This is a genomic window from Streptomyces cinereospinus (genome assembly GCF_042430725.1).
GTDB lineage: Bacteria > Actinomycetota > Actinomycetes > Streptomycetales > Streptomycetaceae > Streptomyces > Streptomyces cinereospinus.
Genome location: NZ_JBHMCY010000028.1, coordinates 1 through 21608, shown reverse-complemented (window position 1 = coordinate 21608; position 21608 = coordinate 1). Strand labels below are relative to the sequence as shown.

Sequence of the window (21608 nt, the reverse complement as noted above, 5' to 3'; positions counted from 1 at the left end):
GGCAACTCGACGGGCGCGCAATGGGCTTGGCCACATGTCACCGAGGGGCGGCAGGACGTGAGCGAGGGGTACCAGGGCAACACCCGGGCGGGCCGCGGCCGGCCCGCCGGTGGCACGGTCACGGCCTTTGACCACGCGGGGATTCCGTTCCTGGGACATGCATTGCGGGTATCGGGACTTCAGCGGGAGGAACCGCACGCGCGGCGCAAGGCGCGCACGGCCCCGGACGGATGGATGCGACACGCGTGACGGAGCAGCCGACCTCTTTCGAGCGCCCGCAGACGGGCGTCGACCCCGCGGATCCCCGCGGGGCGCTCCTGCGTTCCCCGGCGGCTCCCGCGGCGCCCGGCGCCGCCGCCTTACCCGCGCAGGCCCGCAGCACCGGCGAGACGCCCTCGGGCACGTCGGTGACGCCCGCCGACGGCACCGGCCCCGAGCACGCCCAGCCGTCCGCCGAGGAGCCCCTGGCGGCTCCTCCCGGGCGGGCGCGGCAGAGCGTGGGCGACCACCGTCCGCGCCCCGCCCCGGAGATCATCCCGGCGCAGCCCGGCACCGACCCGGAGCGCTCCGGTCCGGCCGGCCAGGAGCGCCGTACCGGCCAGGCGGCCCCGCTCGGCCGGCCCACGCCGATGCGGCGGGACGGCGACCGGCTGCGCTTCGTGGGGGCGGCCACCCGGCGGATCGCCCGCGGCATCGACCTCGACGAGATCGTGATGGGGCTGTGCCGGGCGACCGTGCCGACCTTCTCCGACGCGATCCTCGTCTATCTGCGCGACCCGCTGCCGGTCGGCGACGAGCGGCCCACGGGCCCGGTCGTGCTGCGGCTGCGGCGCACCGACCGGATCCCCGAGGAGCGGGACACCGAGGGCGGCTTCCTGCCGATGCTCCAGCCGGAGCCGTCGGAGCTGTCGACGCTCACCGCCGAGCTGTGCGAGGTGCGGCCCGGTGGCGCGCTCGCCGAGGTGCTGCGCGGGGTACGTCCGGTGTTCGCCGACGCGCCCGCCGCCCGCGCCGCGCTGCCCGAACTGCTCGGCGAGGGCGGTGAGTCGGTGATCCCGGCCGGCCGGCGGGCGGTCCTCGCGCCGCTGCGCGGCCGGCGCCGCGTCATCGGCGCCGCGGTCTTCCTGCGCCGCCCGGAGCGGATGGCGTTCGAGGCGGACGACCTGCTCATCGCCGCCCAGCTCGCCACGCACAGCGCGCTCGGCATCGACAAGGCGGTGCTGTACGGCCGGGAGGCGTACATCGCCGACGAACTGCAGCGCACCATGCTCCCCGAGACGCTGCCGCAGCCGACGGGCGTGCGGCTGGCCTCGCGCTACCTGCCGGCCGCGGAGACCGCGCGGGTGGGCGGCGACTGGTACGACGCCATCCCGCTGCCCGGCAGCCGGGTCGCGCTCGTCGTCGGTGACGTGATGGGGCATTCCATGACGTCCGCCGCGATCATGGGTCAGCTGCGGACGACGGCGCAGACCCTGGCGGGGCTGGACCTGCCGCCGCAGGAGGTGCTGCACCACCTCGACGAGCAGGCCCAGCGGCTCGGCACCGACCGCATGGCGACCTGCCTGTACGCCGTGTACGACCCGGTGGCGCACCGGATCACCATCGCCAACGCGGGCCATCCGCCGCCGGTGCTGCTGCACCTGGGCGGGCGCGCCGAGGTGCTGCGGGTCCCGGCGGGCGCGCCGATCGGGGTCGGCGGCGTCGACTTCGAGGCGGTGGAGCTGGACGCCCCGGCCGAAGCGACGCTGCTGCTGTACACGGACGGGCTGGTGGAGTCCCGGCTGCGGGACGTGTGGACCGGCATAGAGCAGCTGCGCGAGAAGCTCGCCGCGACCGCGCAGCTGACCGGGCCGGACCATCCGCCGCCGCTGGAGGCGCTGTGCGACGAGGTGCTGGACATGCTCGGGCCGGGCGACCGGGACGACGACATCGCGCTGCTCGCCGCCCGGTTCGACGGGATCGCGCCGAGTGACGTGGCGTACTGGTTCCTGGACCCGGAGGAGACGGCGCCGGGCAAGGCCCGGCGGCTGGCCCGGGAGGCGCTGGCCCGGTGGGGGCTGGAGGAGCTGACGGACTCCGTGGAGCTGCTGGTCAGCGAGGTCGTGACGAACGCCGTGCGGTACGCGTCGCGGCCGGTGACGTTGCGGTTGCTGCGCACGGACGTGCTGCGGTGCGAGGTGGGCGACGACGTGCCGCAGCTGCCCCGGCTGCGGCAGGCCCGGGCCACCGACGAGGGCGGGCGTGGGCTGTACCTGGTGAACCGGCTGGCGCGGCGGTGGGGGGCGACCCGGCTCAGCACCGGCAAGGTGGTGTGGTTCGAACTGAACCGGGGGTAGGCGCGCGCGTTCGCCGCGCGGGCTCGTGACGTGTGGCGCGTGCGGGGTGCGGGGGCCTGTCGCGCGGTTCCCCCGCCCCTGGGAGCGTCGAGGGCGCCCGGCGTTCCCTGCCGGGCGCCCTCGTTGTCACTCGTCGCCGTCCGGGAAGGACGAGGGGTCCGGGCTCGTCCCGTCGGTCGGTGTCGACGTCGGGGGCTGGGCCGTCGGCGTCGGGGACGGGGTCTGGGTGGGCGTCCGGCTCGGCGTCCGGGACGGTGTGCCGGCCGGGGACGGGGACGCCGGGGGCGCCGACGACGTGGGCGGCTGCGACGTGGGTGCCTCGGTGGTTGGCTCCTCGACGGGGGGCGGGGTGTACGTCGGCCGCACCGCCGCGCCCTGCGTGGTCTCCAGGTCGAACGCGCTCACCTCGTCCATCACGCCGAAGGTGTACGCCGCCCAGATCTGCGCCGGGAAGCCGCCGCCGTTGACGCGGCCCTTGCCCGGGAGGGTGCCGGTGGCGCCCGCCATGCTCACCTGCCGGCCGGTTTCGGCGTCCTCGCCGAACAGGCCGACCGAGGTCACCAGGTCGGGGGTGTAGCCGGTGAACCAGGCGGACCTGCCGAAGTCGGAGGTGCCGGTCTTGCCGGCCACCTGCTGCCCCTGGCGCGCCGGGTTGTCGCGCACCGACGCGCGGGCCGTGCCGTCGTCGACCACGCCGGTGAGCACCGAGGTGACCGTGTCGGCGGCCTCGCGGCTGATGACCTGGCCGCCGACCGGGTCCGGCAGCTCCACCACGGTGTCCTTGTGCTCGGCGGAGGCCAGGACGGCCGGGGTGACCTTCTTGCCGTGGTTGTCGAGGGTGGCGTAGATGCCCGCCATCTCCAGCGGGCTGGCCCCCATCGAGCCGAGCGTCTGGGCCGGCACCGCCTGCATCCCGTCGGTGTCCATGCCGAGCTCGCCGGCGACCCGCATCACCTCGTCCATGCCGACGTCGACGCCCATCTGCGCGAAGACGGCGTTGACGGACTTGTTCATCGCGGTCTGCACGGTGACGTCGCCGTAGTCGACCTCGTCCTCGTTGGGCGGGGCGAAGCCGGCCTTTCGGCCGTCGTCCATGACCTGGTGCCTGCTGTCACCGTCGTAGAGGGTCTCCGCGGTGATCGGCTCGCCGTCCTGGGTCTCGGCGCCCTCCTCCAGCGCGGCGGCCAGGATCACCGGCTTGAAGGTGGAGGCCGGCTGGTAGTCGCGGCGGGTCGCGTTGTTGCGGTAGTGCTCCAGGTAGTCCGCGCCGCCGTACATCGCGACGACCTTGCCGGTCCCGGGGTCGACGGAGACGGCGCCGGGCTGGACGTTCCCGTCGACCGTGCGCCTCTCCGGGTCGAGCTTGCCGGTGAGCTGCTCCTCGGCGGCCTCCTCCAGCTGCTTCTGCTTCTTCCTGTCGATGTTCAGTGTCAGGGTCCAGCCGCCGTGTTCGACCATGGCGAGCGCGTCGTCCTGGCTCTCCGCCGCGCCCTGGGCCACCAGTTGCCGGGCCAGTTCCGCGTTGGCCGCGTCGACCAGGTAGCCGGTCTGGCCCCCCATGCCGGGCGTGCCCTGCGGCGCCTTCGGCACCGGGAAGGTCATGCCCCGGCGCTCGGAGGCGGCCAGCCAGCCCTCCTCGACCATGTTGTCCAGGACGTAGTTCCAGCGGTTCCGCGCCAGTTCCTTGCTGGTCGGCGAGGCGACCGCCCAGTCGTACTGGCTCGGCGCCTGGAGCAGGGCGGCGAGGTAGGCACCCTGCTCGACGGTGAGTTCGTCGGCGTCGACGCGGTAGTAGGCCTGCGCGGCGGCCTGGATTCCGTAGGCGTTGCGGCCGTAGTAGCTGGTGTTGATGTAGCCCGCGAGTATGTCGTCCTTGGACATCCGGCGGTCCACCTTCAGCGAGATCACCAGCTCCCTGAGCTTGCGGGTGACCGTCTGCTCCTGGCTGAGGTAGTAGTTCTTGACGTACTGCTGGGTGATGGTCGAGCCGCCCTGCGCGCCCTTGCCGCTGAGGGTGTTGACCAGACCGCGGGCGGTGCCCTTCAGGTCGACGCCGCTGTCCTGGTAGAAGGTCTTGTTCTCGGCCGCCACGAAGGTCCGCTGGACGTCCTTGGGCACCTCGGCCAGGTCGACGACCTCGCGGTTGACCTCGCCGTCGCGGGCCAGGACCGTGCCGTCGCCGTACTTGTAGACGTTGCTCTGCAGCTTCGCCGCCGCGTTGCCCTCGGGGACCGGCACGAGCAGGTACAGCAGGACGAAGCCGCCGATGCCGAGCAGGCACAGGCCGAGGAAGGTGCCGAGGACCCGCTTCCAGGTGAACAGCGCGCGTGTGCCGGTCCTCCCGGACCCGCCGGGCCGGGCCCTGCCGCGGCCGGCCGGGCCCGGCGAACGGCGAGGCCGGGGTGAAGCGCGGTGGCCGCCGCGCTGTCGCGCTCGTCTCTCTTCCGCTCGTCCCATGAGTCCGTTCGCTCCGCTCCGCTCTCGGTGGTCACATCGGTTTCGTGGCTCAGGTCAGCTCCGAAAGCTAACACCGCTCTCTATGACAAAGTCCGACTCATTCGGCCTTTTACGGGCGTGACAATCAGCACGCCTCCCTACGGAACCGACGCCCCGGAGCGGGCCGGGGTTGTCATGACGCGATAATCTGATATCACTTAGCTAGAATCGAGCTAGAGAACGGGGGACTTCATGTCCACGCACGACTCCCCGGCCGTCGCCGACGTCCCGGAGATGCCCGCCCCACGCGTCCGCGAGTTTCCGGCGCACAGCATCGGCGGCGGACTCGCCCTGCTCCTGGGCCTGACCGGGCTGCTGGGCGGCGTGGCCATGGCGGTCGCCGCCACGACCGTCGCCGCGACCGGCGTCAAGGCCGCGCTGATCGCCGCCGGCGTCCTGGTCACCGTCTGCGCCTTCGTCGCGATGTGCGGGCTGAACATGGTGGCGCCGGGCGAGGCCCGGGTCGTCCAGCTCTTCGGGCGCTACCGGGGGACGATCCGGCGGGACGGCCTGCGCTGGGTGAACCCCCTCACCTCGCGCACCAAGATCTCCACCCGTGTCCGCAACCACGAGACGGCGGTGCTGAAGGTCAACGACGCCTACGGCAACCCGATCGAGCTCGCCGCGGTCGTGGTGTGGAGGGTCGAGGACACCGCGCAGGCCACCTTCGAGGTGGACGACTACATCGAGTTCGTCTCCACGCAGACCGAGGCGGCCGTGCGGCACATCGCCATCGAGTACCCGTACGACGCCCACGAGGAGAACGGCCTCTCGCTGCGCGGGAACGCCGAGGAGATCACCGAGAAGCTCGCCGTCGAACTGCACGCGCGCGTGGAGGCGGCCGGCGTGCAGATCATCGAGTCCCGCTTCACGCACCTCGCCTACGCCCCCGAGATCGCCTCGGCGATGCTCCAGCGGCAGCAGGCCGGCGCGGTGGTCGCGGCCCGGCGGCAGATCGTGGACGGCGCGGTGGGCATGGTGGAGATGGCGCTGGGCCGGCTGACCGAGCGGGACATCGTGGAACTGGACTCCGAACGGAAGGCGGCGATGGTGTCCAACCTGATGGTGGTGCTGTGCGGTGACCGGGCCGCCACGCCGGTCCTCAACACCGGGTCCCTCTACCAGTGACCGAACCGTCCGAGGGTCCCTCGAAGCGGCGGCCGCAGCAGCAGCGCAAGCAGGTGCTGCTGCGGCTGGACCCGTCGGTGTACGAGGCGCTCGCCCGCTGGGCGTCGGACGAGCTGCGGTCGGCCAACGCGCAGATCGAGTTCCTGCTCCGCAAGGCCCTCAAGGAGGCGGGCCGGCTGCCGGGCGACGCGGGGCCGCTGCCCCGCCGGGGCCGGCCCCCCGGGGACGCCGGACCGCCGTAGCGAAACCGTGACAACCGGACCCCACCCGTGGAGACGCACCACGCTCCCGGCGCCGCACCCGGCGTGTGCACGGTGTGCCGTGTCCTCCGCGGCGCGACGCCGCCGCCGTCCCCGACACCCCGCGCTCCGAGCACCCGCGATCCGCTACGACCGCCGCGGGACGGCCGCGAGGAACGACGCCGGGCGCGGCGCGCTGCGGCGCCCGGAGTTCGGGTTCGCCTTCCGGTTCGACCGGCTCGTGCCCGAGCTCACCCGCGGGGAGAACGTGGCCCTGCCGCTGCGCCCGGCCGGCACCTCCCGCAAGGCCGCCGAACGCACCGCCCTGGCCCGCGGCTGGAGCGCCTGGAGGTGGCACGGCGTCGGCGGCAAGCGGCCCGGTGAGGTCTCCGGCGGCCGGGGCCGGCGCGTCGCCGTGCCCCGCGCCCTGGTCGCCGGCCCGCGCGTGCTGTTCGCCGACGAGCCGACCGGCGCGCTGGACCGCCTCAACGGGGAGCGCGTGAGGGAGTTGCTGACCGACGCGGCCGTCGTCCTGGTCACGCTGGAGGCGCGGGTCGCCGCCTGCTCCGGCCGCGAGATCGTCGTACGGGACGGGAAGTCCCGGGGCGTGGAGCGGCCCGCATGAAGGCCCGTCAGGCGGTGCGGGACCTGGCCATGGGCGTCGGGTTCGCGTTCAGCGGCCGGGTGCGGGCGGTGCTCACCGCGGCCGGCGCCGGACCGGGGGTGGCGCTGCTGCTGACGGCCACCGGGACGGGCGTCGGCTGGGCGAGCTCGCTGCCGACGACCGGCATCGGCGCGGGCGTCGTCCTCCTCGTCACGCTGCTCAGCCCGCCGCCGCCGCTGCGGCTGATGCGCCCGGAGGGCCGGCGCACCGAGTGAGCCGCTCGGGGCCGTCCAGCACCCGTACCGGCAGCGGCCGCAGTGCCTCGCGCAGGGCGGCCGCCAGCTCCTCGTACTCCGCGCCCCGCGCCGCCCCCGTCCGCATCGCCAGCGCGATCCGGCGGGTCGGCGCGGGGTCGGAGAAGTAGCCGGTGAGCAGCTGGTTGCTGCGGGTCGTCTCGACCTTGACGGCGGTGCGCGGCAGCAGGGTGCAGCCCAGGCCGCCGGCGACCAGCTGGACGAGGGTGGACAGTCCGGCGGCCGTGGTGGTGACCGGCGCGTCCTCGCGGCCGGCCTCCCGGCAGATGTCGAGCGCCTGGTCGCGCAGGCAGTGCCCCTCGTCGAGGAGCAGCAGGTTGAGCTCCTTGAGTGCCTCGCGCGGTATGCCCTCCCGCCCGCCGAGCCCGTGGTCGAGGGGTGTGACGAGCACGAAGTCCTCGTCGAACAGGGGCAGTTCACCGACGCCCGGGACGCCGAGGGGCACCGCGAGCAGCAGCAGGTCGAGCCGCCCGGAGGTGAGCCCGTCGAGCAGGTTGGCGGTCTGCTCCTCGTGCACCTGGAGGTCGAGATGGGGGTAGCGGTCGTGCACGAGCCGCAGCACGGTCGGCAGCAGGTAGGGCGCGACGGTGGGGATCACGCCGAGCCGCAGCACCCCGGTGAACGGCGCCCGCACGGCCTCGGCCTCCTCCATCAGGGCGCCCATCTCGCCCAGCACCGCCTTGGCGCGCACGGCGAGCCGCTCACCGGCGGGCGAGAGCAGTACCTTGCGGGTCGTCCGCTCCAGCAGTGTCACGCCGAGGACCTCCTCCAGCGCGGAGACGGCACCGGAGAGGGCGGGCTGGCTCATGCCGATCGCGGCGGCGGCGTCCCGGAAGTGCAGGTGCTCGGCGACGGCGGCGAAGGCACGCAACTGGGCGAGACTGGGCTGACGCCTGCGGGCGGTGTTACCTACGGTCACTGATAGCTACCTCCGATCAACCCGACCGAGTGTAGCTATTTCCCGAATCAATGCGCGCTGTGTCACGATCAACCTCGTCCAACCCACGGGAAACACCTGCCCGAGCGGGTGTTTCTTCGCTGCGCTGCAAGGAGAGCCAGTGCTCACTGTCGGTGACAAGTTCCCCGAGTTCGAACTGACCGCCTGCGTCTCGCTGGAGAAGGGCAACGAGTTCGAGAAGATCGACCACAAGACCTACGAGGGCAAGTGGAAGGTGATCTTCGCCTGGCCCAAGGACTTCACCTTCGTGTGCCCGACCGAGATCGCCGCCTTCGGCAAGCTGAACGACGAGTTCGCCGACCGCGACGCGCAGATCCTCGGCTTCTCCGGTGACTCCGAGTTCGTGCACCACGCCTGGCGCAAGGACCACGACGATCTGCGCGACCTGCCGTTCCCGATGATGGCCGACTCCAAGCACGAGCTGATGCGCGCGCTGGGCATCGAGGACGAGGAGGGCTTCGCCAAGCGCGCGGTCTTCGTCGTCGACCAGAACAACGAGATCCAGTTCTCCATGGTGACCGCCGGCTCCGTCGGCCGTAACCCCAAGGAGGTCCTGCGGGTCCTGGACGCCCTCCAGACGGACGAGCTGTGCCCGTGCAACTGGACCAAGGGCCAGGACACCCTCGACCCGGTCGCCCTGCTGGCCGGGGAGTGAGCGGCGCATGTCCCTCGACTCCCTGAAGTCCCGCATACCGGACTACGCCAAGGACCTGAAGCTCAACCTGGGTTCGGTCATCGGCAACTCCGACCTGCCGGCCCAGCAGCTGTGGGGCACGGTGCTGGCGACGGCGATCGCCTCCCGCTCCCCGATCGTGCTGCGGGAGCTGGAGCCGGAGGCGAAGGCGGCGCTGTCGCCGGAGGCGTACACGGCGGCGAAGGCCGCCGCGGCCGTCATGGCGATGAACAACGTCTTCTACCGCACCCGCCACCTGCTGTCCGACCACGAGTACGGCACCCTGCGCGCGGGCCTGCGGATGAACGTCATCGGCAACCCGGGCGTCGACAAGGTCGACTTCGAACTGTGGTCCTTCGCCGTCTCCGCCATCAACGGCTGCGGCATGTGCCTCGACTCGCACGAGCAGGTCCTGCGCAAGGCCGGCGTCGACCGCGAGGTCGTCCAGGAGTCCTTCAAGATCGCCTCCGTCGTGCAGGCGGTGGCGGTGACCCTGGACGCCGAGGCGGCGCTCGCCGAGTAGTCCCGCGGCGACCGCGCGCCGCGCGAAAGGACCCCGTCCACCGTCGGTGGGCGGGGTCCCGGCGTCGCGGCTCAGCCGGCCGAGCCGGGCGGGCGGTCGGTCGCGGCCGGAGCGGCGTCCGACGCGGTGGCCCCGCGGGGGCGCGGGGACTGGCGTACGGCCCGCTCGTGGGAGTAGGCCCGCAGATAGCCGACGACGGTGTTGGTGACCGCCACCAGCGGCACCGCCACCACCGCGCCGCCGATCCCGGCCACCAGGCCGCCGGCCGCCACCGACAGCACCACCGCCAGCGGGTGCACCCGCACCGCCCGCCCGAGGATGAACGGCTGCAGGATGTGGCCCTCGATCTGCTGCACGGCGAGCACCACGACCAGCGTCATCACCGCCGTGAAGACGCCCTGCGTGACGAGGGCCACGACCACCGCCAGCGCGCCGGAGACCACGGCACCCACCAGCGGGACGAACGCCCCGAGGAAGATGAACACCGCCAGCGGCACCGCCATCGGCACGTCCAGGAAGTAGATGCCGAGGCCGATGAAGATGGCGTCGATCAGAGCCACTATCACCGTGCCGCGCACGTACGCCGTGAGCGTCCGCCACGCCCGGGGTCCGGCCCCCGCGACGCCCGGCCGGGCCGCCGCCGGCACCAGCTTCAGCGTCCACTCCCAGATCCGCCGCCCGTCGTAGAGCAGGAACAGCGTCGAGAACACCGCCAGCAGAATCCCGGTGAGCGCCTCGACGACGACCGTGACGCCCTCCAGGCCCGCGCTGGTGATCTGTTCGGTGTTGGCCCCGACCGCCTCGCGCAGGTTCTCGGCGATGTCGTTGATCTGCTTGTCCGTGACGTGGAACGGACTGTCCAGCAGCCAGCGGCGCAACTCGTCGATGCCGTCCTGCACCTGACTGGAGAGGTTGTCGATGTTCTCCATGACCTGCCAGGTCACGAACCAGCCGATCAGCCCCATCACCACGAACCCGAGGATCGCGGTCATCGCCGTCGCCGGTCCCCGCGGCACCCCGTGCCGCCGCAGCCACGCCACCGTGGGCTGCAGCAACGCCGTGATGAGCAGCGCCGCCACGAAGGCCAGCACCACCAGCTGTACGGCGCTGATCACCCGCATCAGCACCCACACGGTGCCCGCCAGCACCAGCAGCCGCCATCCGGCCTCGGCGGCCACCCGCATCCCCCACGGCACGGCGTGCGCCGGTTCGGAACGGGTCACCGCCGGGACGGCGGGCGCGTATCCGGGCGCGCCAGCCTTGGCCGACTCCTCGGGCTCCGGCTCCGGCTCGGCGTGGGCTCTCTCGGCCTCGGCACGGCGCTGTTCCCACCGTTGCCCCATCTCGGTCAGCCGGGTACCGACCCGGCCGAGCCACCCTGGCACTCGCGACATGATGCGTCCCTTTCCCCCAACTGTCCCCACCACTCCCCCCGGAGTCGTCCCGTCCGACCGTACATGCCAGAAGCCCCTCACCGAAGGACGGTGAGGGGCTGGGAGAAGTCGCGTGGGTGGCTACCCGACCGGGGCTCAGTACCAGTGGTTGGCCTGCCAGAACGACCAGGCGCCGCAGGGGCTGCCGTAGCGCTCGTTCATGTAGTTCAGGCCCCACTTGATCTGGGTGGCCGGGTTGGTCTGCCAGTCGGCGCCGGCGGAGACCATCTTGGAGCCGGGCAGCGCCTGGAAGAGGCCGTAGGCGCCGGAGGAGGGGTTGACCGCCTGGTAGTTCCAGTCGGACTCGTGGTCCACGATGTTGCTGAAGCACTGGAACTGGTCGCCCGGCACCATCGACGCGGCCATCGCCTGGATCTGGGCGATGGAGTACGAGCTCTGGACGGCGAAGGTGGACGCCTCCCGGACGGCGGAACGGCTGGCCGCCGCCTCCTGCTCCGCCTCCTCGCGCTCCTTGGCCTCCTGGGCTGCCTGGGCTGCCTGGGCCGCCTTCTCGGCGGCCTCCTTCTTCGCGATCGCGGTCTCGGCGGCCGCCTTGCGCGCCGCCTCCTCCGCCTCCTTCTTGGCGCTCGCGTCCGCGGCGATGGCCATGACGTCGGCCTGCTGCGTGAGGGACGCGGTCTGCACCTGGGCCTGCTGGCCCGCGGGTATGTCCGCGAGGAGCGTCAGGTCGGTTGCCGCCGCCTCGGCGTCATTGGTCTGCGCGGTGCTGCCCGAGGCAACGCCGACGACGCTTCCGACAGCGGTGACCGCGGTGGCCGAGGCCACTGCGAATCCCCGGACCGAAATCCGGCTCACACGGTTTCCTTCCAGCATCGCCCGCTTCGGTGACCCTGGCGGACGCGATCGTGCCCCTGGCACTGGCCTCCCCAACTGCGGGTCACGGAAGGCACGGGCCCGGTGGGCAACTCCCGGCTGAGGAGCGCCCGATGGTGCGCGGGCGGCATACGACGACGCTATGGAATTGGCTGTGGTGCTCCGGTGGTGCCGTACCTCCCCCACCACGGAAGTGCGGGGGCACCCCCAGGGGTACAGGTGTGTCGCATGCGGGGCCTGACAGGAGTGAGACTCTGCCGTAACCCGGCGCCGCAAGGCAATTCCGAGTTGCGTGTGAAAGCTCACATGCCACTTGGCCCCCACAGTTTCCAGAAAAGCGGGACGCGCGAAGGCGCCGCCCGGCTAGGCTCTGATGCCTTTGCCGAACGGCGCCAACTACCCGGTGACCGCCCCTTCGTGGGGCGTAGGCGTCAGATCGCTGCGTCCTCCAGCATTTCGGTCACAAGCGCCGCGATCTGGGACCTCTCGGACCGCGTCAGGGTCACATGGGCGAAAAGCGGATGCCCCTTCAGTTTCTCGACGACGGCGACCACACCGTCGTACCGGCCCACCCGCAAATTGTCCCTTTGCGCCACATCGTGCGTCAGAACGACCCGGGAATTGGCGCCGATCCGGGACAGCACGGTCAGCAGCACATTGCGTTCCAGTGACTGCGCCTCGTCCACGATCACGAACGCGTCGTGCAGCGAGCGGCCGCGGATGTGGGTGAGCGGGAGCACCTCCAGCATCCCGCGCGCGGTGACCTCCTCGATGACCTCGCGGCTGGTGACCGCGGAGAGCGTGTCGAAGACCGCCTGCGCCCAGGGGCTCATCTTCTCGGCCTCGGTACCGGGCAGATAGCCCAGTTCCTGCCCGCCCACCGCGTACAGCGGGCGGAAGACCATGATCTTCTCGTGCTGTCGGCGCTCCAGGACCGCCTCCAGCCCCGCGCACAGCGCCAGCGCCGACTTGCCGGTGCCCGCCCGGCCGCCCATCGACACGATCCCGATGTCCGGGTCGAGCAGCAGGTCCAGCGCGATGCGCTGCTCGGCGCTGCGGCCCTTGATGCCGAACGCCTCGCGGTCGCCGCGCACCAGCCGGACGGTGCCCTCCGGCGTCACCCGGCCGAGTGCCTTTCCGCGCTCGGACTGGATGGTCAGGCCCGTGTGGACGGGCAGGTCGGCGGCTTCGGGGACGTGGACGTGGCCCTCCTCGAAGAGGATGTCCACCTGCTCGCCGGGCAGGGTCAGTTCGGACATCCCGGTCCAGCCGGAGGAGTCCGTGATGGCCAGTTCCGCGCGGTACTCCTCGGCGAGCAGACCGACGGAGGAGGCCTTGATCCTGAGCGGGAGGTCCTTCGACACGACGGTGACGTCGAACCCCTCGGCCTGCAGGTTCCGCGCCACCGCGAGGATGCGGGAGTCGTTGTCCCCCAGGCGGTAGCCGGTCGGCAGCACACTGGGGTCCGAGTGGTTGAGCTCGACACGGAGCGTTCCGCCGAGGTCCCCGGTCGGGATGGGGGCGTCCAGACGGCCGTACCGCACGCGGTAGTCGTCGAGCAGACGCAGGGCCTGCCGGGCGAAGTAGCCGAGTTCGGGATGGTGCCGCTTGGCCTCCAGCTCCGTGACCACGACGACCGGGAGCACGACCTCGTGCTCGTCGAAGCGGCTCAGTGCGTTCGGGTCGGCCAGCAGGACGCTGGTGTCGAGAACATAGGTGCGCCGGTCGGGCTTGTGGCGCTTTGTGCTGGTCACCACGGAAGGACGTACCCCCTCGGATGAGGTCGGGGAGCGACGGAGACGATCTGGACCGGTTGCCGGCCGCGATGCACGGGCCGGAACCGGCCCTGTCGCCTCTTCGTCCGTGCGGTGACCGCACGATCGGGCTGGTGCAAGGGGCCTCCCGGGCGGACGGCCCCGTGCCGTCCGCTGAGATCCGACACCCGTGGTTCGGGCGTCGACCTGCTGGGTTTATGCCCGTCGAAACGCGCCGCCATGCCACGGCATATGACGGCGCGCCGATGAACTCCGCGTGAAGCGCGGTACGCCCGGGATGTCCGTGCGGGTCCGTCAGCCGCCGTACCGGCGGTGGCGTGCCGCGTAGTCGCGCAGGGCGCGCAGGAAGTCGACCTTGCGGAAGGCCGGCCAGAAGACCTCACAGAAGTAGTACTCCGAGTGGGCCGTCTGCCACAGCATGAAACCGGACAGCCGCTGCTCGCCGCTGGTGCGGATGACCAGATCGGGGTCGGGCTGGTCACCCGTGTAGAGGTGGCGGCCGATCGTGTCGACGTCGACGGCCTCGGCGACCTCCGCCACGGAACGGCCCTTGTCGGCGGCGTCGAGCAGCATCGAGCGGACGGCGTCGGCGATCTCCTGCCGGCCGCCGTAGCCGATGGCGACGTTGACCAGTATCCCGTCGACGTGCGCGGTGGCCTCCTCGGCCTCCTTCAGCGCGGTCTGCATCGGGCCGGGCAGCAGGTCGGGGGTGCCGACGTGGTGCACCCGCCAGCGGCCGTCGGCGGCGAGGGTGCGCACGACGTCCTCGATGATGCCGAGCAGCGGGACGAGCTCCTCCTGCGGCCGGTCGAAGTTGTCCGTCGACAGCAGCCAGAGGGTGACGACCTGGACGTCCGTCTCGGTGCACCAGCCGAGGAACTCCTCGATCTTCTCGGCACCGGCCCGGTGGCCGTGCACGGCGGTGGATCCCGAGGCCTTCGCCCAGCGCCGGTTGCCGTCCATGATGACGCCGATGTGCTGGGGCACCTGAGCGTGGTCCAGGTGACCTTCCACCCGGCGTGCGTACAGCCTGACCAGCAGGCCGCGCAGCTTGTCGCGCAGGTTCACGTGATTGTCAGCCCCTCCGTACGGATCGGACAGGTGCGGCCGGGCGCGACGTCTGTCCGTGTGACGGTCCCCGGGGGCGAAGCCTACCCCCGTGCCATGACAGCGCCCCAACGGGTGGGGGCGCGAAAAAACGGGCCGGTCCGTGGGGGGGAGACGGACCGGCCCGAGGGGGGGCTTCCACCATAACCCTTCGTAAGGGCTGCTGCGTGCATCAGCGCGCCACAACTACGCTCCGAAATCGCCCGGCGACGCGCCGGTGGCCGCGGAATGCCTGGTTCACGGCCTTTCCGTGGCCGCATCGCAGAGGACATACAGGACTTGTCCGGCGTCCCCCTGATGGGCTACCCGCCCCTTGACGGCACCTTGACGATCGGCAACGGGCCCGGGGCGCCGCGCAGCCCCCTCCACTGCGCGGTGCCATCCGCGCGACTTTGCTGGCGCGAATTACCTTGGTCTGAACTTACGTGAGGGGTCAGGGGTGACGCGAGGGGTCACTGATAACGATGTGGAAAACCCTGGCCAACGTTCGTCGGGACTCGGTCTCAGGTCGGGCGCCCGGGGCCGTGGTCGGGGCGTCCCGCGCCGTCACCGTCCGGTGCTGCCGACGCGGGGCGAGGGCGACCGCTTCCAGGGCCGGGCTGCTCTCCTGGGCGTGCGCGGGAGCGTGCGGAGCGAACAGCTTCCCGGGGGCGGGCCCGGGAGTGCGCCCGGAGCGGCGGTTCCCGGCCAATCCGGCGCCGGACCGGTCGGCCGGTGCGCCGGCCGGTGCGCGCCGGCCGGCCGGTCAGCCGGTACCGGCCGGCTTGCGGACGTCGAAGAGGTGGCGGGTGCTGTGGGCCACGAAGGGGCCCTCCGTCGCGATCCGCTCGTGCAGGGCGCGCAGCCTGTCCTCGTACGCCTCGACGGTGAAGTCCGGCACCATCCAGACCACCTTGCGCAGGAAGTGGACGACGGCGGCGATGTCGTGGAACTCCCTGCGCAACCGCTCCGCGCGCAGCACGACCACCTCACGTCCCGCCGCCTCCGCGTCCGCGCGCTCGCGGTCGGGGTGGCGGGCGCCGCGCTGCTCCTCGGGCCGCGGTCCGCGGAAGTACTCCACGAGTTCGAAGACGCTGGCCGGTCCCACGTGCTGCGCGGCGTACGTACCGCCGGGCTGGAGCACCCGCGCGATCTCGTTCCAGTGGGGCCGGACGGGGTGGCGGCTGGAGACCAGGTCGAAGGCGCCGTCGGCGAAGGGCAGCGGCGCGTCGTCCGGGACGGCGACGACCACGACGCCGTACGGGCGGAGCAGGGCGGTCGCCCTGGCGACGTTCGGCGGCCACCCCTCGGTCGCGGCGACCGGCCGGGGCCGGTGCGGGGCGGCGCCGAGCGCGAGGCCGAGGACCTCGCCGCCGCCGGTCTGGACGTCGAGGGCGGCCCGCGCGCCCGCCAGGCGCCCGGCCAGCGACTCGGCGTACCGCCAGGACGGCCGCGCCTCGGTGGCCCGCCCCTCGAACCAGGAGAAGTCCCATCCTTCGGTGGGCACGGCGGCCCCTTCGGCGACGAGTTCCTCGAAGGTGCGGTGGGGTCCGGTGCGGCGCTGTCCGTGCTGCATGCGCCCGATCGTCCCGGACGCGGCCGGCGACCGCCGCCGAATGTCCACCAGGACGCGTACCGAGCGGCCCCCGCCCGCACCCGCACGCCCTCCGCCGACTTCCGGCAGACCGCGTCCCGGACGGCCCCCGCCCGCACCCCTCACACCCTCCGCCGATTTCCACCAGGACGCGTACCGAGCGGCCCCCGCCCGCACCCGCACGCCCTCCGCCGACTTCCGGCAGACCGCGTCCCGGACGGCCCACGCCCGCACCCGGCACGGACGCCCTCGGCCGGCCCCGCCCGGACCGGCACAGACACCCTCGGCCGGCCACCGCCCGCACCCGGCCCAAACACCCTCGGCCGGCCACCGCCCGGACCCGCTGGCCGGCTGCGGAGCAACGACCCGCAGGCGACCTCTCCGGCCCGGCAGCCGGTACGGGAGGGCAACCCCCAAGCCACCCGCCTACCGGCCCGCCGCCGGCTACGGCACGGCACCCCTGGGCACCCCTCCGGCCCGGCGGGGCTGCGGAGCCGGCCGCCGGGCCATCCCTCGGCCCGGCGGCCGGCTACGGAACAACGACCCGCGGGCCGCCCTTCCGGCCCGGCGGGCCCGCTACGGACCAACACCCCCCGGACCACCCCCCACCGGCCCAGGCGGACGGCTACGCGACGGCGATGCCCGGACCGCCCCTCCGGCCCGGCCACCGGCTGCGGAACGGCGGCCCCCAGGCCCTTCCCCTCGGCGGACGGCTACGGGAGGAGGGGTCGGACCTGTTGTGCGGCGAAGCGGATGAAGCCCTCGGGGTCGGGCTCGTCGCCGGTCGGCTGGAGGATCACCGTGTCCGCGCCGGCCTCGGTGAGCCGCTCGACGGCCTGGGCGACGTCCCGCGCGTCCCCGGCGACACCGAGGCCGGGGACGTCGGCGACGCCCTCGGCGGCGAGTTCGGCGCGCAGGCGGCCTTCGGCGTCCGGGCCGGTGGCGGTGAGCAGGTAGACGACGACGCGGTGCGGGTCGGTGCGACCGGCCGACGCCCGCCCCTCCTCGATGACGGTGCGGGCCCGGCGGACGCCCTCCAGGGGTGTGGCCGCGGTCAGGACCGTGCCGTCCGCCGCCTCGCCGGAGAGCCGCAGCGTGCGCGGGCCGGTGGCGCCGGCGAGGATCTCGACCGGGGCCGGCGGCGGCCAGTCGAGGGCGACGTCGTCGAGGCGGACGTACCGGCCCTCGGTGGTGAGCCGCTCGCCGCGCAACAGCGCCCGGAGCGCGGCCAGATGCTCGCTCAGCAGCGTCAGCGGGGATTCGGCGCGGGCCCCGACCTGTCCCATCCAGTCCTGCACGCCGTGCCCGACGGCGAGCACCGGGCGGCCGGGGAACATGCGGTGCAGGGAGGCGGCCTCCATCGCGGTGACGGCGACGTTGCGCAGCGGCACGGGGAGCAGCCCGACACCGATCCGGACCCGCTCGGTCCAGGCGAGGGCGGCCGCGGCGGTGGAGACGCCGCCCTCGCGGAAGCAGTCCTCCCACAGCCACAACTCGTCCAGGCCGGTCTCGTCGGCCAGTCGGGCGAGGGCACGCAGCCGTTCGGGGGGCAGTTGGGGACGGAAGACAGCGCCGAGTCCGGTCATGCGCCCTTCCTACCCACCCTTCCGCGCCCGGACAACCGCTTCACCCGCGGGCGCGTCGGCCCGGCCGGCGGTGCATCGAAGGATGTACGGCGGTTTCGTCCGGCCGCAGGACGTTCCCGGCGGGATGTGCCGGGAGCCTGGAGGTATGCCTGGTATCCCCTCGAACAGCACCCGTACGTCCGCGGACGCCAGGGCCTCCCGCCCCGTCCCCGGCGGCCGGCTCCCGCTGCTGGACGTCCTGCGCGGGGTGGCGATCCTCGGCACCCTGATGACGAACGTCTGGATCTTCGCCACGCCCGGTTCGGAGTGGACGTACCTCCAGGGCGCGCCCATGGCGGACCCGTGGACGGAACCGGTGGAGGCGCTGTTCCGCTTCCTGGCGGACGGCAAGTTCCTGTCCCTGCTGACGGTCCTCTTCGGTGTGGGACTGGCCATCCAGTACGACTCCGCCTGGCGGCACGGCACGCCCTGGCCGCGCGGCTACCGGCCCCGCGCCCTGTTCCTCCTCGCCGAGGGCACGCTCCACTTCGTCCTGGTGTTCGGCTTCGATGTGCTGATGGGCTACGCCGTCACGGCTTTGCTGGTCGCGCGGTTGCTGGTGTGCTCCGAGCGGGTGCGGCGCGGGGTGACGTGGCTCGCGGTGAGCCTGCACCTGGCCGTGATGTCGCTGATCACGGCGGCCCTGGTGACCGACGGCTCGGCGCCGGACCGGGCCTCCGCGCGGTCCGTGGAGCTGTACGCGCGCGGCAGCTGGCCGGAGCAGATCGCCTTCCGGCTGGAGAACGCCGTCGCCCTGCGCATGGAGCCGGTCCTCAGCTTCGGCCTGCTGGTCTTCCTCTTCCTGCTCGGCGTCCGCCTGTACCGCGCCGGCGCCTTCGCCCCGACCGGGCGGGGCCGCCGGCTGCGCACGCGTATGGCGGTCTGGGGCCTGGGCGTGGGCGTCCCGTGCAACGCGGCGCTCACCCTGGGCGGTGAGGACTTCTTCTTCCTCGGCCGCTACGTGGCGGCCCCGCTGGTCGCACTCGGCTACCTGGGCCTGATCGGCGTCGTGCTCGACCGCGGCCGTCTCCCCGCGGCCGTCGTCCACGGCCTGTCCTCGGTCGGCCGCACCGCCCTGTCGTCGTACGTCCTGCAGAACGTGCTGTGCGCGCTGCTCTGTTACGGCGTCGGCCTCGGCCTGGCCGAACGGTTCGGGCCGGACGGCGGGCCGTGGTGGGTGATGGCGATGTGGACGCTGGTGTGCGCGCTCCTCGTCGTGGGCTCGACCCTGTGGCTGCGCCGCTTCCCGCACGGGCCGCTGGAGTCGGTGCAGCGGTGGGCGCTGCGGCGCTGAACCGGGGCCGGACGCGAGGCCGGGCGCTAAGCCGGGCGCTAAGCCGGGCGCGGGCGGCCCGCTGCGGATACGGTCGGTGCGCACACCGGATGCGGACGGACGGCGGAGGGGGCCCGGACATGGGGCGGCGGCGTTGGCGGGACGGGCGGGGGGAGCTGGTGGTGCCCGGGGGTGCGACGGTGCCGCTGGAGCTCGCCACGTCGTACCGGGCCCGTACGAGGGGACTGCTCGGGCGGGACGCGGTGGACGGTGCGCTCCTGCTGTCCCCCGCGAACAGCGTCCACACCGTCCGGATGCGCTTCCCGATCGACGTCGCCTACCTCGACCGGCACCTGGTCGTCGTCGCCGTCCGCACCATGCGGCCGGGGCGGCTCGGCCTGCCGCGGCCGCGGGCCCGGCACGTGCTGGAGGCGGGCGCCGGGACGATGGCGGGGTGGGGGCTGCGGGTGGGGGTCCGGGTGTCGGTGGCGGCGGCGCGGGGCTGAGGCACCGGCGCCCCGGCGACCGCCGGGGCCCGGCGCCCGGGCCGGTACCCGTGGTCGCCGGCCCTCGTACGGCCGGGCCGCCGTGGGCGGCGGACGTGTGCCGTCATCCGGCGTAGGTCTCGAACTCGGCCACCCGCGGTGCGCCGCTCGCACCGGTGACGTCGAACGTGACCTTTCTCAGCGAGGTCTGCGGGAAGGGATGGTGCCCGCACCGCTGCCCGAGGTCGGGACGGCGCCGGTGTCGTGGTTGACGACCCGGCAGCATCCGAGTGGTGCCCGAGCTGCCCGGGGGCTCCGTGATGACGACGCGGGGAGACCGAGGTGACCGAGGTGACCGAGGCCCACGTGACCGGGACGGAACCGCTTCATGTGGGTGAACGCCGGGCGACGCGCACCGGGCCGCCCGTCGCCCGGCGGTGGGGCGGGCGGGGCGGCCCTCGGGGCGCTCCGGTCAGCTCGCTCCGCGCGGGAAGGAGACCTCGACGCGGCGGTTCTTCTTGCGGCCGGACTCCGAGGAGTTGTCCGCGATGGGGTACTGCTCGCCGTAGCCGCGGACCTCGAAGGTGACGTTCGGGTCGTTCAGCTCCGAGTCCAGGACGTCGTGCACGGCGTTGGCACGGCGGCGGGACAGGGCGTCGCCGTGGGCGGAGGAGCCGAGGTCGTCGGTGAAGCCGAAGACGCGGATCTTCGTCGCGTTCTGGGTTTTGATCTCCTCGGCGATGGCGAGGATGCGGGCCTGCGCGGCGGAGCTGAGCCTCGCGCTGTCCTTGCCGAACAGGACCTCGGCCTGGAGGGCGAACTTCACGTCCGCGTTGGTGTCCTCACGGCGTTCCTCCCCGCTCTGGTCCTCGACGACCTGCTTGATGTCGAGGACCTTGGGCTCGGCGAGGGTGGCGCCTTCCGGGATCTTCAGGTCGGGGTCGTTGGGGTCGACCTCGACGGGGGCGGAGGCGGTGGCCTCGGTGCCCGGGGGGACGCTGGGGCTGTCCTCGGCGTACGCCGCGGTGGCGCCGTGGAAGGTGGTGGTGAGGAGGAGGGTGGCGGTGGTGACCGTGAGGGTGAGGGTGGCGGCGAGGCGGGTGTGGGTCATGGGGGCCTCAACCGGAGACGGGGAAGGTGGCGCTGGCGAAGGTGGGCAGTTGCAGAATGACTTCGGCGCTGCTCGCCGGCGGGGACGGGAACTGCATGAAGACAGCCAGCGACTCACCCGCCTTCAGTGAAGAGAAGCCGGTGGTCGTCAGTGGACGGCCGTCCGTGTCGCGCAGCACGTAATAACGCTTCTTGTCCTTGCTGTCGACGAGCGTCGCACCACCGAGCGACATTCCGTGCCGCAGGATCTCGGTCTCGTTGCCCCTCACCGCACCGTTCACGGTGACTCGCTCGGCACCGTCGTTCTTGAGGTTGCCGCTGACCGTGACGAATCCCCCCGCGTCACGCTGAGCGGACGTCACCTGGAGCAGAAGACCGTCCGGACCCTTCAACTCCGCGAGGAGCGCTTCATCCTGACCCTCCTGGGGAGTCGGCTGGGATCCCCGGTCCTGCGAAGCGGAGGCCGAAGTGTCCGGCTTGTCGTCCTGGCCGCCGCCGGTGCCGCAGCCGGCCACTCCGAGGGCCAATCCGGCCGCAAGGGACAGTGCGACCGCTCCCCTGCGCGCCTTCGTCGTGAACCGAACGCTCATGCCTCTGCTTCCTTCGTCACTCGTCGTTCGCTTGTCAGTCGGCCAGATGGACGTCGAAGAGGTCCTCGGGCTCCGGAAGAACGTCCAGGTTGTCGGGGTCCAACTCCCACTGCTCCTCGCAGTCGAGAGTGGGGAGGACATCGTCTCCCGCATCCTCGCCGGGCGGGTCGAACGTGCAACGTGGCTCCACGACCGCGACGGCGGATGCCGTCGCGAATCGCCCCTCGGTACCGGGCACGATGGTGTCCCCTACGGGCTCGTCGGTCTCGACCTCGACTCTGTAGCCCAGCAGGCCCTCCGCCAAGCAGCCCTGGACATGAGCCCCGTTCAGCGCCGCGAGCTGGTCCGCGCGTGCGCAAGGGTCGCCGAGGAGCTCAACATCACCGCCGAAGATGTCGTGCCACGAGTCGGGGTCCAGCACGTTGTCCAGCCACTGCCCTGCGAGCTGGTCCCGTAATTCCTGACCCGCTGCTAGTGCCAAGGCCGTGAAGTTTGCGGTGGGGTGGGGTCGTCAAGTGGGTGAGACGAGCAA

At 72.7% G+C, this 21608-nt stretch carries 20 protein-coding genes; 9 read left to right on the top strand and 11 right to left on the bottom strand.

The window, feature by feature from the left end:
• Positions 1–230: 230 nt before the first annotated feature.
• A complete protein-coding gene (locus ACFF45_RS16430; protein WP_381346782.1) occupies positions 231–2336 on the top strand; it encodes an ATP-binding SpoIIE family protein phosphatase in 2106 nt (701 codons plus the stop codon).
• Between the two features lie 126 nt (positions 2337–2462).
• Here the strand turns inward: ACFF45_RS16430 and ACFF45_RS16425 are convergent, their stop codons facing one another.
• Positions 2463–4793 (bottom strand): transglycosylase domain-containing protein, encoded by a 2331-nt coding sequence (locus ACFF45_RS16425; RefSeq protein ID WP_381346781.1) that lies wholly within the window; start codon positions 4791–4793, stop codon positions 2463–2465.
• A 231-nt stretch (positions 4794–5024) separates the two neighbouring features.
• On the opposite strand from ACFF45_RS16425, the gene ACFF45_RS16420 reads away from it, so the two are divergent.
• From ACFF45_RS16420 to ACFF45_RS16405, 4 genes are all read left to right on the top strand, one after another.
• Positions 5025–5960, top strand: coding sequence for an SPFH domain-containing protein (locus ACFF45_RS16420; protein WP_381346780.1), 936 nt, complete (start codon positions 5025–5027; stop codon positions 5958–5960).
• A complete protein-coding gene (locus tag ACFF45_RS16415; protein ID WP_381346779.1) occupies positions 5957–6202 on the top strand; it encodes a type II toxin-antitoxin system antitoxin in 246 nt (81 codons plus the stop codon). The genes ACFF45_RS16420 and ACFF45_RS16415 overlap by 4 nt, the downstream gene beginning before the upstream one ends.
• 79 nt (positions 6203–6281) lie before the next feature.
• The gene (locus tag ACFF45_RS16410) at positions 6282–6824 is read left to right on the top strand and encodes an ATP-binding cassette domain-containing protein (protein WP_381346778.1); all 543 of its coding nucleotides are present in this window, start codon (positions 6282–6284) and stop codon (positions 6822–6824) included.
• Positions 6821–7078, top strand: a complete 258-nt coding sequence (locus tag ACFF45_RS16405) for a hypothetical protein (protein ID WP_381346777.1) — start codon at positions 6821–6823, stop codon at positions 7076–7078. The genes ACFF45_RS16410 and ACFF45_RS16405 overlap by 4 nt, the downstream gene beginning before the upstream one ends.
• Here the strand turns inward: ACFF45_RS16405 and ACFF45_RS16400 are convergent.
• The gene (locus tag ACFF45_RS16400; protein ID WP_381346776.1) at positions 7023–8036 is read right to left on the bottom strand and encodes a LysR substrate-binding domain-containing protein; all 1014 of its coding nucleotides are present in this window, start codon (positions 8034–8036) and stop codon (positions 7023–7025) included. The genes ACFF45_RS16405 and ACFF45_RS16400 overlap by 56 nt on opposite strands.
• A gap of 139 nt (positions 8037–8175) precedes the next feature.
• Between ACFF45_RS16400 and ACFF45_RS16395 the strand changes: the two genes are divergently transcribed.
• Both ACFF45_RS16395 and ACFF45_RS16390 read left to right on the top strand, forming a co-directional pair.
• A complete protein-coding gene (locus ACFF45_RS16395; protein WP_381346775.1) occupies positions 8176–8730 on the top strand; it encodes a peroxiredoxin in 555 nt (184 codons plus the stop codon).
• Between the two features lie 7 nt (positions 8731–8737).
• The gene (locus tag ACFF45_RS16390) at positions 8738–9271 is read left to right on the top strand and encodes an alkyl hydroperoxide reductase (protein ID WP_381346774.1); all 534 of its coding nucleotides are present in this window, start codon (positions 8738–8740) and stop codon (positions 9269–9271) included.
• Positions 9272–9342: 71 nt separating this feature from the next.
• Here ACFF45_RS16390 and ACFF45_RS16385 read toward each other — a convergent pair whose 3' ends face one another.
• The 6 genes from ACFF45_RS16385 to ACFF45_RS16360 form a co-directional block, all read right to left on the bottom strand.
• Positions 9343–10665 carry an AI-2E family transporter gene (locus tag ACFF45_RS16385; RefSeq protein WP_381346773.1) on the bottom strand — a complete coding sequence of 441 codons (1323 nt, stop codon included), beginning with the start codon at positions 10663–10665 and terminating at the stop codon, positions 9343–9345.
• Between the two features lie 135 nt (positions 10666–10800).
• The gene (locus ACFF45_RS16380) at positions 10801–11520 is read right to left on the bottom strand and encodes an aggregation-promoting factor C-terminal-like domain-containing protein (protein ID WP_381346772.1); all 720 of its coding nucleotides are present in this window, start codon (positions 11518–11520) and stop codon (positions 10801–10803) included.
• A 449-nt stretch (positions 11521–11969) separates the two neighbouring features.
• Positions 11970–13295, bottom strand: coding sequence for an RNA 5'-3' helicase PhoH2 (phoH2, locus tag ACFF45_RS16375; RefSeq protein WP_381346771.1), 1326 nt, complete (start codon positions 13293–13295; stop codon positions 11970–11972).
• Positions 13296–13607: 312 nt separating this feature from the next.
• A complete protein-coding gene (locus tag ACFF45_RS16370) occupies positions 13608–14381 on the bottom strand; it encodes an isoprenyl transferase (RefSeq protein ID WP_381346770.1) in 774 nt (257 codons plus the stop codon).
• 784 nt (positions 14382–15165) lie between these two features.
• A complete protein-coding gene (locus ACFF45_RS16365) occupies positions 15166–15975 on the bottom strand; it encodes a methyltransferase domain-containing protein (protein ID WP_381346769.1) in 810 nt (269 codons plus the stop codon).
• 731 nt (positions 15976–16706) lie between these two features.
• Positions 16707–17579: an LLM class flavin-dependent oxidoreductase gene (locus ACFF45_RS16360; protein ID WP_381346768.1), complete on the bottom strand. Its 873-nt coding sequence runs from the start codon at positions 17577–17579 to the stop codon at positions 16707–16709.
• A 145-nt stretch (positions 17580–17724) separates the two neighbouring features.
• Here ACFF45_RS16360 and ACFF45_RS16355 point away from each other — a divergent pair, with 145 nt between their 5' ends.
• Together ACFF45_RS16355 and ACFF45_RS16350 are read left to right on the top strand one after the other, a co-directional pair.
• On the top strand, positions 17725–18912 hold the full coding sequence (locus ACFF45_RS16355) for a DUF418 domain-containing protein (protein WP_381346767.1): 1188 nt from the start codon (positions 17725–17727) through the stop codon (positions 18910–18912).
• A gap of 119 nt (positions 18913–19031) precedes the next feature.
• Positions 19032–19397 (top strand): DUF192 domain-containing protein, encoded by a 366-nt coding sequence (locus ACFF45_RS16350; protein WP_381346766.1) that lies wholly within the window; start codon positions 19032–19034, stop codon positions 19395–19397.
• Positions 19398–19848: 451 nt separating this feature from the next.
• Here the strand turns inward: ACFF45_RS16350 and ACFF45_RS16345 are convergent, their stop codons facing one another.
• Genes ACFF45_RS16345 through ACFF45_RS16335 form a run of 3 tightly spaced genes read right to left on the bottom strand, consistent with a single transcriptional unit; the run spans position 19849 to position 21557 of the window.
• The gene (locus ACFF45_RS16345) at positions 19849–20487 is read right to left on the bottom strand and encodes an OmpA family protein (protein ID WP_381346765.1); all 639 of its coding nucleotides are present in this window, start codon (positions 20485–20487) and stop codon (positions 19849–19851) included.
• A 7-nt stretch (positions 20488–20494) separates the two neighbouring features.
• A complete protein-coding gene (locus tag ACFF45_RS16340; RefSeq protein WP_381346764.1) occupies positions 20495–21076 on the bottom strand; it encodes a hypothetical protein in 582 nt (193 codons plus the stop codon).
• Between the two features lie 34 nt (positions 21077–21110).
• Complete coding sequence (locus tag ACFF45_RS16335; protein ID WP_381346763.1) at positions 21111–21557, bottom strand: hypothetical protein; 447 nt, start codon at positions 21555–21557, stop codon at positions 21111–21113.
• Positions 21558–21608 lie beyond the last annotated feature (51 nt).